This window comes from Magnetococcales bacterium (genome assembly GCA_015228815.1).
GTDB lineage: Bacteria > Pseudomonadota > Magnetococcia > Magnetococcales > UBA8363 > UBA8363.
Genome location: JADGCV010000024.1, coordinates 1 through 14,608, shown reverse-complemented (window position 1 = coordinate 14,608; position 14,608 = coordinate 1). Strand labels below are relative to the sequence as shown.

14 protein-coding genes are annotated in these 14,608 nt (G+C 54.3%); 6 read left to right on the top strand and 8 right to left on the bottom strand.

Annotated elements, in window-relative coordinates:
* Window positions 1–105 precede the first annotated feature (105 nt).
* On the top strand, window positions 106–1,848 hold the full coding sequence (locus HQL76_11040) for a chloride channel protein (protein MBF0109701.1): 1,743 nt from the start codon (window positions 106–108) through the stop codon (window positions 1,846–1,848).
* Window positions 1,849–1,855: 7 nt separating this feature from the next.
* Complete coding sequence (locus HQL76_11035) at window positions 1,856–3,847, top strand: UvrD-helicase domain-containing protein (GenBank protein MBF0109700.1); 1,992 nt, start codon at window positions 1,856–1,858, stop codon at window positions 3,845–3,847.
* A gap of 106 nt (window positions 3,848–3,953) precedes the next feature.
* Here HQL76_11035 and HQL76_11030 read toward each other — a convergent pair whose 3' ends face one another.
* Entirely contained in the window at window positions 3,954–4,331 is a 378-nt protein-coding gene (locus HQL76_11030) for a hypothetical protein (protein MBF0109699.1), read from the bottom strand.
* A 449-nt stretch (window positions 4,332–4,780) separates the two neighbouring features.
* Here HQL76_11030 and HQL76_11025 point away from each other — a divergent pair, with 449 nt between their 5' ends.
* On the top strand, window positions 4,781–4,963 hold the full coding sequence (locus tag HQL76_11025; GenBank protein ID MBF0109698.1) for a hypothetical protein: 183 nt from the start codon (window positions 4,781–4,783) through the stop codon (window positions 4,961–4,963).
* A 169-nt stretch (window positions 4,964–5,132) separates the two neighbouring features.
* Entirely contained in the window at window positions 5,133–5,837 is a 705-nt protein-coding gene (locus HQL76_11020; protein MBF0109697.1) for a hypothetical protein, read from the top strand.
* Window positions 5,838–5,943: 106 nt separating this feature from the next.
* Here HQL76_11020 and HQL76_11015 read toward each other — a convergent pair whose 3' ends face one another.
* The 3 genes from HQL76_11015 to HQL76_11005 are packed head-to-tail and all read right to left on the bottom strand — an operon-like array spanning window position 5,944 to window position 7,849.
* On the bottom strand, window positions 5,944–6,492 hold the full coding sequence (locus HQL76_11015; protein ID MBF0109696.1) for a hypothetical protein: 549 nt from the start codon (window positions 6,490–6,492) through the stop codon (window positions 5,944–5,946).
* A gap of 27 nt (window positions 6,493–6,519) precedes the next feature.
* Window positions 6,520–7,494 (bottom strand): arsenosugar biosynthesis radical SAM protein ArsS, encoded by a 975-nt coding sequence (gene arsS, locus HQL76_11010; protein ID MBF0109695.1) that lies wholly within the window; start codon window positions 7,492–7,494, stop codon window positions 6,520–6,522.
* The gene (locus HQL76_11005; protein ID MBF0109694.1) at window positions 7,484–7,849 is read right to left on the bottom strand and encodes a nucleotide pyrophosphohydrolase; all 366 of its coding nucleotides are present in this window, start codon (window positions 7,847–7,849) and stop codon (window positions 7,484–7,486) included. Before HQL76_11005 ends, arsS begins: the two co-directional genes overlap by 11 nt.
* A 97-nt stretch (window positions 7,850–7,946) precedes the next feature.
* On the opposite strand from HQL76_11005, the gene HQL76_11000 reads away from it, so the two are divergent.
* Together HQL76_11000 and HQL76_10995 are read left to right on the top strand one after the other, a co-directional pair.
* Entirely contained in the window at window positions 7,947–8,213 is a 267-nt protein-coding gene (locus tag HQL76_11000) for a hypothetical protein (GenBank protein MBF0109693.1), read from the top strand.
* The gene (locus HQL76_10995) at window positions 8,210–9,832 is read left to right on the top strand and encodes a glycosyltransferase family protein (protein ID MBF0109692.1); all 1,623 of its coding nucleotides are present in this window, start codon (window positions 8,210–8,212) and stop codon (window positions 9,830–9,832) included. The genes HQL76_11000 and HQL76_10995 overlap by 4 nt, the downstream gene beginning before the upstream one ends.
* 54 nt (window positions 9,833–9,886) lie before the next feature.
* Here the strand turns inward: HQL76_10995 and purH are convergent, their stop codons facing one another.
* The 4 genes from purH to HQL76_10975 form a co-directional block, all read right to left on the bottom strand.
* Window positions 9,887–11,500, bottom strand: a complete 1,614-nt coding sequence (gene purH / locus HQL76_10990; GenBank protein MBF0109691.1) for a bifunctional phosphoribosylaminoimidazolecarboxamide formyltransferase/IMP cyclohydrolase — start codon at window positions 11,498–11,500, stop codon at window positions 9,887–9,889.
* A 16-nt stretch (window positions 11,501–11,516) separates the two neighbouring features.
* Window positions 11,517–12,827, bottom strand: coding sequence for an RsmB/NOP family class I SAM-dependent RNA methyltransferase (locus HQL76_10985; protein MBF0109690.1), 1,311 nt, complete (start codon window positions 12,825–12,827; stop codon window positions 11,517–11,519).
* Window positions 12,817–13,884 (bottom strand): AI-2E family transporter, encoded by a 1,068-nt coding sequence (locus HQL76_10980; protein MBF0109689.1) that lies wholly within the window; start codon window positions 13,882–13,884, stop codon window positions 12,817–12,819. Before HQL76_10980 ends, HQL76_10985 begins: the two co-directional genes overlap by 11 nt.
* Before the next feature lie 360 nt (window positions 13,885–14,244).
* Complete coding sequence (locus HQL76_10975; protein ID MBF0109688.1) at window positions 14,245–14,463, bottom strand: DUF4351 domain-containing protein; 219 nt, start codon at window positions 14,461–14,463, stop codon at window positions 14,245–14,247.
* Between the last annotated feature and the right edge of the window lie 145 nt (window positions 14,464–14,608).

Below are 14,608 nucleotides of genomic sequence, written 5' to 3'. Positions count from 1 at the left end.
GGCCAGTCACGTGTACTCCCGCTTGTCGGGAGGGAGAGACCGGTCTAGTATCGTTTTCCGACAGGGTTCTTATCGACAGCCACTTGCAAAAACTTGAACGCATTCATGCCCCAATTCATCCAAAGGCTGGGAATCAACGAACACATCGTCCTTTCCATGGTGGCGGTGGCCATTGGGCTTATGGTGGGGTATGGCGCCATTCTTTTTCGATTGTTGATCGAAACATTTCAGTTTGTCTTCATGCAGAGCGGGCATGAAAATGTTGTCGAGATCGTGCGTGGTTTGCCCTGGTGGCAGGTTTTGGCGATGCCGGTGGTGGGCGGGGCGATCATTGGTCCGATGATCCATTTTTTCTTTCCCGCTTCGCGCGGTGACGGCGTTCCGGAAGTGATGTCGGCGGTGGCGATGCGTGGCGGGAAGCTGGGCATGCGCGAAGGACTGGGAAAAATGCTTTCCTGTTCTCTTTCCATCGGCTGTGGCGGTTCGGTCGGTCGCGAAGGTCCTGTGGTGCATCTGGGCGCCACCCTGGCTTCCTGGTTTGGCTCGCTGTTGCCGATGTCCAACAACCACATGCGCACCATCGTCGGCTGTGGCGCCGCTGCCGGGATTGCCGCATCCTTCAATGCCCCCATCGCCGGAGTCATGTTCGCCCTTGAAGTGATTCTCGCCGATTATGGATTGGCGACTTTTTCACCGATCGTCCTTTCTTCGGTCATTGCCACCGTCATCGCCCGCATGCATCTGGGCGATTTTCCCGCCTTCATCGTTCCCAACTATACCCTCGTCTCCGCCTGGGAAATTCCCGCCTATGTCGGGTTGGGGCTGGTCTGCGGGCTTACGGGGATCCTGTTCATGACGACCCTTTTCAAGATGGAGGACCAGTTTGCCCGTCTGCGAATCCCGATCTATCTCAAACCGATCGTCGGTGGTTTCGGCATTGGATTGATCGCCCTGGTTTTTCCCGAGATCATGGGGGTCGGTTATGATGTCATGAACCACGCCCTTCTCGAAGAGATCGCGGGAATCACCATGGTCGCCCTCATCGTTGCCAAGATCATCGCCACCTCCGTCGCCCTCGGGAGTGGTTTCACTGGTGGCGTCTTCACCCCCAGCCTGTTTCTCGGCGCCATGGTCGGGGGGAGTTTCGGCACCATCGCCCATTCGCTTTTTCCGGCGATTTCCGCGGGTCCCGGGGCCTATACCCTGGTGGGTATGGGGGCCATGGCCGCCTCGGTGCTGGGAGCGCCGATCGCCTGCATCCTGATCCTGTTCGAATTGACCGGCGATTATCGTATCATGCTGGCCCTCATGGTCGCTTCCATCGTCGCCACCCTTCTGATCAATCAGATTTATCGCGAATCGGTCTATACCAAAACCTTGAAACGAAAAAAGATCGATCTGCGTCAGGGACGCGAGGCCAATCTGTTGCGCAACATTTCCGTCGGCTCCATCATGCGCAAGGATTTCGAAACAGTCCTCGAAACGAGAAACATGCGCCAGTTCAAGGACAAGTTGCGTCGGTCTCATAATGATTGCTTTGTCGTTGTCGATGCCGCGGGCCGTTTCAAGGGGATCGTCTCCTTCCAGGACATTCGCAAGGTCGCCTTCGAAGAGGGATGGTTCGACGATCTGGCCCTGCTCAGGGATATTCCCCTGTCCGATCCCGTCACCATCAAACCCAACGAAAATTTGTACGATGCCTTGCTCCGGTTCGAGGCCAACAATATCGAACAACTCACTGTCGTTGCTTCCGATGATCCCGGCCAGGTGATCGGATTGCTCTCCAATCAGGACATGATCCGCGCCTACAACATGGCCCTTCTCAATCAAACCAACCCTCGCGATTGAATACCTCATGGCCACGCATCTGCTTGACAATCTCAATCCTCCCCAGATCCAGGCAGTTACCGCCGCCGATGGCCCGGTCATGATCCTGGCGGGTGCCGGGTCCGGAAAAACCAGGGTCTTGACCCGGCGTCTCGCCTGGCTGTTGTCGGAGCAGGGGATCGAACCCCATGAAATCCTGGCGGTCACTTTTACCAACAAAGCCGCCCGGGAAATGCGTGATCGGGTGGTGCAATTGATCCAGAGGGATGATGAATGGAGCAAACGCTTGTGGATTGGTACCTTTCACGGCATGGGCGCCCGCATTCTCAGGCAGAATGCCGAACGGATCGGGTATACCAGCAATTTTCTGATTCTTGATGCCGCCGATCAGGAGCGGTTGATCCGCCGACTGACCGAGGAGTTGGAATTTGAGCACACCTACTGGACACCGAAACGCCTGGGCAACACCTTTTCCCGCTGGAAGGATGCGGGATTGAGTCCCACGGACATTACCGAGGAACATATCAGATATTCCCAGGATCTGGTTCGGGTCACCGGGATCTTCATCCGTTATCAGGATGAATTGCGAAAGTCCAACTGCATGGATTTTGGTGATCTTCTGGTTCAATGTCTCAAACTGTGGCAACAGTATCCCGAGTGCCTCGATCGTTATCGTTATTCGTTTCGGCATGTCCTGGTGGATGAATATCAGGATACCAACAAGGTTCAATACGATTGGATGCGCGCCCTGGCCAGCCATCATGGCAATCTGTGCGTCGTGGGCGACGATGACCAATCGATCTACAGTTGGCGTGGGGCGCGCATCGGAAACATTCTTGATTTTGAGAATGATTTTCCAAACACGCAGATGATTCGGCTGGAACAGAATTATCGTTCCACCGGCAACATTCTCAAGGCGGCGAGTCAACTGATCGATCACAACAATGGCCGGATGGGCAAAACCCTTTGGACCGATGGTCCAGTTGGATCCAGGATTGTCCGCTATGTTGCCGAGGATGGTATGGACGAGGCCCGTTTTGTCGCCTCGGAAATCGGGCGGATACTCGGGGGGGTGGGTTCTCTTGGTCGGGTGGCGGTATTGGTGCGGGCGGCCCATCAGACGCGACTCATCGAGGAGGCCCTGAACCACCATCGTCTTCCCTATCGGGTCGTGGGTGGATTAAAGTTCATGGAGCGGGCCGAAATCAAGGATGCCGTGGCGTATCTGCGTTTGGCCTATTCCCATTTGGACGATCTGGCGTTTGAACGGATCATCAATACGCCCAAAAGGAAACTGGGGGAAAAGGCGTTGGCGATCATCTTCGATAGCGCCCAGGAGATCGATGGGAGTTTTTTTGCCGGGGCGCGTCTGGTGGTTGCCGAAAACCGGATGGCCAAGGGGGCGATGGCCCCTCTGGCCGCCTTCGTCGCCTTGATCGAGCAGGCGACCAGGCATCTGGATGCGGGATGGATGCCCGGAGAAGTCCTTCAATTTCTCTTGACCGAGAGTGGCTATCAGGAGTTTGCGCGGACGGGAGAACGCGGTGCGGAAAAACTGGAAAATATTGAAGAATTGATGAAATTATTAAGTCATGAGACCGATCTGACGGGGTTTTTGGAACGGGTGGTGTTGGATGCCGACCCTGCCGATGAATCAAGGACTGTGGTCGATGGTGTCGTGATTTCGACGCTGCATGCGGCCAAGGGTCTGGAATTTCCGGTTGTGTTCCTTGTCGGCATGGAAGAGGGTCTGTTGCCGCACAAACTGGCCCTCGATGAAAATCCCGCCGGAGTGGAGGAGGAACGCCGTCTGGCCTATGTCGGCATGACCCGGGCCAAGGAGCGCCTTTATCTAAGCCATGCGCGGCAACGTTATACCTACAACCGCAACGAACCGGCACTCCCCTCCCGTTTTTTGCGGGAACTCCCTGAAGAGATTATCGAAATTCGGGGATTGCGGGTTGCATCACGGCATGGATTGACGGGTTTTTCAAGTCGTGGCCGGTTTCCCGGGAGGTAGTGCAGGGCCATTGCGGGTGGGTTCGGGAAGGGGGTTTCTGAAGCCTGATCTGCAAAAAATGGCATATTTCTTGCGAGTCATGCTTTATCGGAGGGAGGCGTATTGTTTATAATTCCGACTGGCGATAAATAAGATCAAGGAATTTTTCCGGGATGTTTTCATCCTTGAAAAAGGGACGTAGATAAAGATTATCGTCCATGCCGATGAATCTCTGGCATAAATCATTTATTTTATTGCAATCAGCATGGGGTATTGGTTTTAGACCGGTCCAGGAATCCTCCGCAGGAGGTTCGGTTGCAAGGTCAAGCCAAAATACCGGATAGGGTTCGCCACCTCGAACTCCTTTGAGTGGCACATGCCCGTCCATGTAGAATCTGAAGTCGTCCGAAGTTTGATCTTCCTCCAACAAGGCCCAAAGGACCTCGACGGATAAAACAAACTTGCGGCTGGAAGCCAGAGGGCCCAGACGAAATCCGACATCCATGGATGGGCCGATAAAATCAATGATTTCATTGTTTTTGTCCCAGGAGAGACTGGAACCGGGTGTGAGATTCAATGGTCCCACGGGGGTGGAAATTTTCATGTTGTTGATCGGAAAATCGGCAAGCCATGCCCGTGGCGATATTTCAATGCTGTAGAGTTTTGAAGATCGGCAGCAAGAAATAATCTGAGTTTGTATGGACGATTTATATTAGTATAGTTCTGCTTTTCAGATACCAATTGTTGATTTTTTTGACCGTAAATAATAAAATATTATTTTAAAGAAATCAACAAACTTATTTAATTTTTGCAAATAATTTTTTTCCCCTTGGAAATCGGTTTGGATCGCCATATATGATCATATGAAGGGTGACCTGCGTCTCCTGTCAAGATTAACCATTCATCTCTGCTTCGACATGCTTCCTCGAAGCCATGTGAAAAGAACATGCAACCATGAGCGAAGAACTGAAAAGATCAGGTCCAGAGACAGAAACGATTTCCGACTGTTCCGGAAGTTACTGGGATGAGAAAATCACTCTGGAGCAGTTCTACAGGCAGGAACTTTTCTTCGGCAACTCCGAAATCGATATGCATGATGTTCCTCCACGACGTGTCAAAATCCTTTTTGACTCCTGAGGCATTCCGCGAACAGATCGCGGGTCGTTCCGATTCAAGCCCCGGACGCGCAGTTTCGTACATGGCCCTCTTATCCAAGAAAACATTGGTGGAATGACCTTCGTCTGCTTGTTTTTGCGGCCCTTGTCGTGTTTCTGTTCCATCTGAAAATAACCAGGATGTGTTCATCATGCTGGAAACAGAGTCATCGAAGAATCCAAAAGATTGGTTTATCAAATATTGGAATTTAAATTTTGTTCATGCGGTTGATTCGATTCTGCATGCATGCGGTAAGGCGTTACAGCTTGAAGATGACAAAACAGTCATTGGACGGAAGGTTGCCGAGACATTTCTCAGCATGCATCAACATATGAAAGATCGCATGCAGCCTGCGAACGGGGACAGAAAACGTTTGGACCGGCACAAGATTGCAGCAGCCGTCGCCGGGGCTTTCCTTCACGAAGGGATCATGTTGCGCACCTCGTCGCAGGGCCTGGAGCATGGTGGCGAGGGTATGTTTCCCCGTCGCGTCATATATGCCAATGAATTTCTGGCTCTGGATTGTGCTTTGCAGGTCCTTCACTCATTCATGTTCAAATTATGTGGGGATGATTTGCAAAGGCCCGGGTTCCAGTGGCTCGGAAGTCTTGATGAAAAAGGGTGGGTTTTCCCAAGTGAGAAAATTGTTTCGCCAGAACATGGGATTCAAACAGGTGATGATGACAGATATGTGACACATCTTCACAATGCGATGCGTCAAAGCCAAATCAATCGCCATTGTCAAAGATTTCTCCCTTCTGGAGTCCCGAATCCTCCATTCGACCTGTTTTTCCTTTCAATGATACTCTTCGATATTGAACTTTATAATTTCCGGTTTTATTCGCAAGGCAATTGACACATCGTTCATTTCATTGGACCCTGACAGGCGTCAGACCGTACCGGGGGGGGGTCAGCCGTTTCCCCTGACTTGCGCATGAAGGTTTTGTAGCCGGGTTCACCCCTCAATGAAATTTCCATGGACTCTCTTCGGACGAGGAAATTTCCGCCGACATGTCTCCGGTTTGTTTTCCGAGTTGCAGACTTAAATCCCAATCGGTTTGTGGCAGGGTGTCCTGAAACAGCTTGGTCAGGGCGTGCAACAGACCGGCATCAAGCACCAATTCGACCCCTTGTCCCGTTTCCGGTTGCAGGAGAAGAACGACGGCCCCTGATTTCAGGGGGGTCAGGCGTGCCTTGGCGACAAGGATGGGTTCGGGACCTGTCGGTATCGTCTGGGTCTGGTTGTCGAAGCGCGTATTGAAATCAGTCTGGGAAATGGCGTTTTGATGCATGAGGTCCATCAGGGCGGCTCGCGCCTGGGGACTGTGAGAGGCCTCGGGACGAACCTGGCGTGCCAGGGCCTGGGCCAGTCCCGGCCACAACCTTTTGACAAAACGCCGGGTCAGCCAGAAACGAAACTCTTGCCGATCCTGGGTGTTGATGCGCAGCATCAGGCGATCCGCGATCTGGGAAAAGATGATTTGCATCTGATGAAGGCGTTGCGAGGTCATGGGAGGGTGTCTTTCAGGAAGTCTCTTTCATGCGACCAGGGTGCCGGCACAGGAAGAACCACGTCCCGCTGTGCAGGCCAGACAATGATCATCAATGACGATCGGGCGCTGATTCAGCAGTGTGGGGTCGAGTCCCTGGATATGCGGCGTTACGGGAAGACGGGCCGGCTTTTTCAGCGCCAGATTGAAATCGCAATCGAAAAGGGTTCCATCCCAGGCGACACTGATTTGGTTGCGACACATCAACCCGTTCAATGTGGCAGGATTGAAGGATTCAGACAAGAGTTTCCAGTAGGATGCTTCATTTCCCTGACGGGCCAGGTCGGAACGAAAGCGACCGATCGGCATGTTGGTGATCGTCAGCAGGCGTGTGAAAACGATGCCATGGCGTTGCAGAAGCTCACGGTGGTAGTCCATTTCCAGTGTGCCGGGATCGGGTGGCAGATGCGCCCCCAGGGGATTGTAGACCAGATTGAGCGCCAGTTCCCCATCATGACCAAAACCCAGATCGTTGAGTCGTCGCAGCACCTGGATCGCTTTTTGGAAGGTCCCCGTACCGCGTTGTCGATCGACGTTGTGTTCCAGATAGCAGGGCATCGACCCGGTCAGGGTTACTTTTCGATCCCGGAAAAAGGGGGCGATTGGTTCCATTCCCGGTTCAAGATGGACCGACAGATTGGTGCGCACCGAAACATGGATTCCTTCGGCGACGAGGGCATCGATCAGACGGGGAAGATGGGGATTGAGTTCGGGGGCGCCGCCGGTGATGTCGATGAAGGTGCAGCCGGAACGCCTGGCCAGATCAATGATTTCCGCCATCACCGGCCATTCCATCCGTTCGGTTCGTCGTGGCGAGGCGGCAACATGACAATGGCGGCATTCCAGATTGCATTGCAGACCGACATTGGCCTGAATCATTTCCAGGGGACCACTGTGCAATTCAGGTTGACCGGTAAACAGACGGATGTTATGTCTGAAGGTGTTGAATGATTTAATATTCATCGTATTTCAAGGATTTTCCGTAAACCTGGTTGGCGGGATACTTTTTTTCGTTGAGGGCCATCTTGTCCCAGGCGGCGGCAACGGGATCGATGTCGAAGCGGGAGGCCAACATGGTGAGATAGATCATCACATCGCCGATTTCTTCCCTGAGCGACTGTTCCTTTTCCGCAGTGAGAGGCTGGGGTTCTTCAGCGTTGATCCATTGAAAAAGTTCCAGAATTTCAGCAACCTCCACACTCAAGGCCATGGCCAGGTTTTTGGGGGTATGAAACTGTCGCCAACCTCGGCGGTGGGCAAAATCGTTCAGTGCTTCCTGAAGCGAATGAATATCCTTGCCTGGGGGATCGGGATTCATGGGGCATGCTCGGGGATTGGTGGATGGAAGTGCGTGTATCTGGAGTATCATAATCCGATCCCAGGCTCGTTGAGAACCCATCACGAGGAATTTTCCAATGGATCAGGTCAATGATGATGAAATTCGTCTGTTGGCTTCCCTTGTCGCGGCCTTTTCCGGGGGGAAAAAAAACTTTGTTCTCGAAGATCTGGATGATGGCGATCCCCGGCGAGCCTGGATGGCATGGAGTGAAACAAGGGGGTGGGTCGATTGGCAGGTTCGTTCGAGCTGTGATCATCAATGCCGGCTTGGATCCTTGACCGATCTGGGACGGGAGATGCTCGGAAAAATAAAGGATGTGAATGCAGGGGAGAAAATGTCATGACGTGGGATGTCGGGCAGGAGATCGCTTCGGGCCATGCCGATTCCATTTGGCATCGTATTTTGGCCTTGAATGGTGCCGGTCGTTATGCCGAGGCGCTCGCGTTTCTGGAGCCAATGTTTTCCCGGGGGGATCCCGGGTTGATGGCGGTTAAACTTCGTGGACAGTCGTTGCATGGCCTGCAACGATGGGCCGAGGCGGCTGGCATGTTTGCCTTGGTGGTGCAACGGACTCCTGGGGATGGGGCGGCCTATGAGCATCTGGCGACGGCGCTTTTGCCGCTCAATCGGCTGGATCAGGCGCTGATGACAGTGGAGCGCGGGTTGCGATGGGATGTGGATCACAGGGGTTTGTTGCGGTTGCGGTTGGTCCTTCTGTGGCGTCTGGGGCGGCGCGATGAGGCGATGGTCTTGGCGGACCGGCATTTGGATCGTTTTCCCGATGATGGAGCGGTGTGCCTGGAGCGGGGAATTTTTTTTCTGGAGTTGGGTAATGATGGGGCGGCTCTGAGTGATTTCGAAGCCGCGTGTACCTGGTTGCCCAATGATTCCCGATGTCACAACAACCGCGCCGTCGCCTTGTGGCGTCTGGGCCGCTATCCCGCAGGACTGGAGGCGGTCGAACGGGCAGTGGCCTTGGATCCCAACAATGCCCGGGCGCAGCATCACCGGGCTTTGTTGTTGCTGTTTCTCGGGTATTTCACGATCGGTTTTCCCGCCTACGAATGGCGGTTGCGCGATCCGGATCATGGTGCGGCGCTTCCTTCGTTGTCCTCTTCCTTGTGGACGGGAGAGGACATGCAGGAGTCGGTCCTTCTGGTCTATCCGGAACAAGGCTACGGCGACACCATCCACTTCATCCGCTTTCTTCCCCTGGCGGCCCGGCGGGTGGGTGGTATCGTTTTCCTTTGTACGGGTCCTTTGGTTCCCTTGCTGCGTACCGCTCCGGGGGTGGGTTTGTTGTGGCAGGGGGAGGAACCGAGACCTGAATTTCATGTCCATGTGTCCCTGATGTCTTTGCCGGCGGTATTGCGTCTTTCAATGGATTCTTTTTCGGATGGCCGTGGGTATTTGCCGGAATTTTCCTGGATCGATCCGGGTCGGCGGCGGGGAGGGCGTTTGCGGGTGGGATTGGTATGGCGCGGGCGTCCGACCCATCGCAACGATCACAATCGCAGCCTTGACCTTGCCTGGTTTGAACCTGTGCTGAATCTTGAATTTTTCGATTGGGTTTCCCTTCAGGAAGGGGAGGGGCGGCGTGAAATCGAGCGTATGGGTTGGAATATGGAAACCCCGGAACTGAGCGATTTCGCGGCGACGGCGCGGATCATTCAGACGTTGGACCTGGTGGTGACGGTCGATACGGCGGTGGCGCATCTGGCGGGCGCCATGGGTTGTCCGGTTTGGGTGTTGTTGCCATTGGTTCCCGATTGGCGGTGGGGACCGGAAGGGAGAACGACGTTTTGGTATCAATCGATGCGTCTTTTTCGGCAGACCCGGTTGGGCGATTGGGGGGAGGTTCGCGAGCGTTTGGTGCGGGAGTTGAGAAACATGATCAAGGATGGGTCCGGGAAGGGGTCTCCCCTTCCCGGCGAGGTTTGGGGCAGAGCCCCAAGATTTTGATTTTGTTTTTGATTGTTCCGTGCGCTGTTTTCTGCGCATGGGAATGACTGATGATCAGTGTTTGAAATGACGAACTCCCGTGAAAACCATCGCCATGTCCGCCTCGTTGGCGGCATCGATCACCTCCTGGTCGCGAATCGATCCCCCAGGTTGAATGATCGCCGTCGCCCCTGCCTCCGCTGCCGCATCGATGCCGTCGCGGAAGGGAAAAAAGGCATCGGAGGCCATGACCGATCCGATCAGAAAATCTTCCTGCCGTTTCAACGTTTGCCGTGTCTCCCGTGCCTTCCATACGGCAATCCGCGAGGAATCGACCCGACTCATCTGCCCCGCGCCAACTCCGACGGTGGTTCGTTCCCGTGCATAGACGATGGCGTTGGATTTGACATGTTTGGCCACCTTCCAGGCGAAAAGAAGGTCTGTCAATTCGCGTTCACTGGGTGCTCTTCGGGTGACTGTCTTCAAATCCTCTCTTCTCAGGACATGACGATCTCCCTCCTGAAGCAACATGCCACCACGGACCCGTTTCATATCCAACAATCCAGGATGAAATCGAGAAATTCGCGCCGTGTTTCCATCGAGGGGGGGGAGTTCCAGCAACCTCAGGTTGGTCTTTTCCGCCAATACCGCGCGGGCTTCGGGATCGAATCCCGGGGCAATCACCGCCTCGACAAAGGTTTTGGCGATTTCCCGCGCCAGTGCGCCGGTCACGCCGCGGTTGCAGGCGATGATGCCACCGAAGGCTGAAACAGGGTCGGTATCGCGGGCCCGACGATAGGCGGACAACAGATCGTCATCCAGGGCGACGCCGCAGGGATTGGTGTGCTTGACCACCACGACCGCCGCTTCTTCGAATTCCCGAACCAATTCGAAGGCGCCATTGGCATCGTTGATGTTGTTGAAGGAAAGTTCCTTGCCCTGCAATGACCGGGCCTGGGAAATGCCGATATCGTCCACCACGGGCCGTTCCTCGTAGAAGGCGGCTCGCTGGTGTGGATTTTCACCATAGCGCATCTCCTGGCGCTTATGAAATTGAACGGTCACGACATCCGGAAAAGGTTGCGGTACGTTTTTTTCGTCCAGTGCCGACAGCCAGTTGGCAATGGCGGCGTCGTAGGCGGCGGTTCGGGCAAATACCTTTTTGGCAAGTCTGAATCGGGTGGCCGCGGTGACCGAACGATCGTGGGAATGCATTTCCGCCAGAATGACGTCATAATCCACCGGGTCGGTAATGACGGTGACCCCGGCATGATTCTTGGCCGCCGAGCGCAACATGGCCGGGCCGCCGATGTCGATGTTTTCGATTGCCCGTTCCAGGGTGCAATCCGCCGCCGTCACCGTCTGCTCGAAGGGATACAGGTTGACCACCAGCATGTCGATGGCGTCGATGCTGTGGGCCGACATCTGCGCCTCATGATCGCCATTGCCGCGAATCCCCAGCAAACCACCGTGGATCTTTGGATGCAACGTCTTGACGCGGCCATCCAGCATTTCGGGAAATCCGGTATGCTCGGAAACGTCGGTGACGGCGATTCCATGTTCCTTGAGGAAACGGGCGGTTCCTCCCGTGGACAGGATACGGACCCCCATGGAGGTCAATTCCCGGGCAAAACGGTCCAGGCCGTTTTTGTCGGTGACGCTGATGAGTGCTGTTCGAATGGTGGGCATGAGTGGTGATTCCTGATCAATATGTGCGTTCGAGTATGGCGGCGAAAAAGCCGTCGGTTCGCGTTCGATGCGGTAAAAGAATAAGAAAAGGTGAGGGCGGTAGCAACCCCCGCAATGACTCGGGCATGGAAATTGTGCTGTGGGGCAGCAGCCGAAAATTCTTGTTTTCGAACAAAAATTCCTCGACGACATCCTCGTTTTCCCGGGGCATCAGGGAACAGGTGGCATAGACCAGTCGTCCCTGCGGGGCGGTCAATCGGGCCGCTGCCTGAAGGATGGCACATTGGCGCAGGTGGAAATTTTCCAAAAGTTCCGGAGTGAGACGCCACTTGATTTCCGGGTTGCGGCGCAGGGTGCCCGAGGCGCTGCATGGGGCGTCTACCAGGACGCGATCGGCGCTTCCCTGGAGTTTTTTCAAGGCCGGGTCCCCTTCATGACGCAATGCCAGGGGCCGGATTGATTTTAATCTCCAGCGCTTCAGACGCGGTTTCATGCGGTTGAGTCGGGATGGATCGGAATCGGTAGCCCAGATTCGACCCCGGTCGTTCATCAATACAGCCAAATGCAACGATTTGCCCCCTGCCCCGGCACAAAAATCGACGACCGTCATTCCGGGTCGAACTCCGACCACATGTCCGATCAACTGGCTCCCCTCGTCCTGGATTTCAAGGAGTCCCTGGCCGAACTCCGGCAGAGAGGTCACGGAGGGACGTCCATGAAGGCGCAAACCGTCGGGGGAAAACGGCAACGGTTCTCCCTTGATTCCCTGAACAGCCAGACGCGACAGGAGTTCTTCTCGGGTCATCCGGCGAAGGTCCAGCCGTAGATCGACCGGGGCTGGGCTATTGAGCGCCTGAACCAGTGCCTGGGTTTCCTCATGGCCATGGCGGGCCATCCAGATGTCCCAGATCCATCGTGGCAGGGAATGGCGTTGCCACGATGGCAGGGTGTCGGCAGGAAAATCATCCTGGAATGGGGTGTTGGATTCAGGTTCCGTCGCCAGAATCCCTGGCCAGGGACCGGGATCCTTGTTCCCATCGCGGCGTATGGAAACGACGGCCATCGCCGCCAGTGCTGCACAACCATGAGTCGATCGGGGAAAATGGTGGTTTAATTGCGCCGAAAGAAAATCACGATGGCGCAACACCTGATAGACCATCGTCCCGATTCGGCCCCGTTCTCCAGGGCCCAGGCGATGTTCGCGAAAGAAACGATCCAACACCCGGTCTGCGGGATGTCCGGATGAAAAAATTTGATCCAGAATATGTCCCGCCTGGGAGGTCTCCCAGGTGCCAACGCCGTCCATCAGGATCGGGTCATCGGACAAGGCTGCTGCCCTCCTCGGAAAAGAGAATCGCATCCACGACACTTTTGAGCAACACCCACAAGGGAACCGCGAAAAAAACTCCTGCCAATCCCCAGAGCGAACCAAAAAATAAAACGGCAAGCATGATGGTCGTGGGATGAATCTTGACCGTTTCGCCAAGGATCATCGGCGCCAGTATGTTGCCATCGACCAGTTGCAGGATGCCATAGATGATCAGGGGGTTGAGCGCTTCCAGCGACAACCCCCATTGAAAGATGCCCAGCACTGCCACCGGTACCGCAACCACCGCCAGCCCCAGAATCGGAATCAATACCGAAAAACCGGTCAGCAACCCGACCAGCAGTGCATATTTGAAGTCGATCATGAGGAATGCCGCATAGCTTGATGTCCCAAGGAGCAATAATTCCCAGAATTTTCCCCGGACATATCCGCCTACCGCCGTATCGACATCGACAAGGACCCTTTTGATCAGATCGCGATTTTTTGGCATGTACCGCGAGAATGAAAATAATAAAAGATCCTTGTCCTTCATGAAGAAAAACACCAGAAAAGGGACAAGTACCAGATAGACGACGACGGAAATGACTCCCGGCAATCCCTGCAACAGGAAGGTGATCGAATCCCCGGCCAATTCCTGGGCGCGTTCGACGAGTCCGAGAAGAATGTTTTCCGCAAACGCCGAATCGCCCCATCCCGAGACCGATTCGCTGACGCGCAGAGTCAATTGTTTGAGGGTTTGCGTGATGTGGGGAATTTCCTGGGAGATGCGGAGCAGTTCACGGACCAGGGTCGGCAGCAATCCGAAGAGCAGAAGAATGAGGACGAAAAAAAACAGACTGAAGACAAGAAGGACCGCGATCAGACGGGGCACACGGATTCGGATCAGCGCCCGAATCATCCCTTCCAGGAGATAGGCGAGAATCAGGGCGGTCAGATAGGGGGCCAGGGCCTTGCCGAAAAAAAGAATGCCGCCCACCGCAAGGACCATCGCCAGAATCAGACCGCTGATCTGAGGATTGCCCAACCGTTTGAGGATGCTTGAAAACAATTCGGACATGATGCCCTAGGGCGTGTTGATGACAGTATTTATTATGATCATTGGGCAATGATTCATGCTCAAAAGATCATCTCCATGAGGTTTCAGTCTTGTTTTTCATACCGAGTCGCTTTGCGTGGGAATTGTCATACGAAAAATTTTCCACAAGATTTGACTTCTGGGGAGGAAAATATTCCGATTTTTTTAAAATTTAAACCGCAACCAGCATGAGATGCGTCGTTTCCGTCATTTCCTGCTATTGCGGGAATCCTTCAATTCAACGCGACCGATCAACATTTTGGATTCCCGCCGTGGCAGGGAATGACGTTTGAAAATTATGTATCCCAAGCTGGTTGCGGTTTAATTATCCAATGGTCCGTATCACGATGCGAATACGTCGTCCACGGAATTTGCGAACACGAAGTTGTCGCTCCATGTTTCGATCAATTCCAGCTTCGCGGTTTTTATCTTCTCGATCGCCCAATCGGGCGTTTGACCAAACTTGCGATGCATCAGTTTCAGAAGCATGGAAGCGGCTTCTTCCTGTCGTCCTTCCTGTCGTCCTTTCGCAACCATCTCTTGTGCAAATAGGGACATCATCTTCGCTTCCTCTATCAACGCGCCCTGGTATTCCCCGTGTCACGACGCGAATACCTCGTCCACGGAACTTGCGAACACGAAGTTGTCGCTCCATGTTTCGATCAATTCCAGCTTCGCGGTTTTTATCTTCTCGATCGCCCAATCG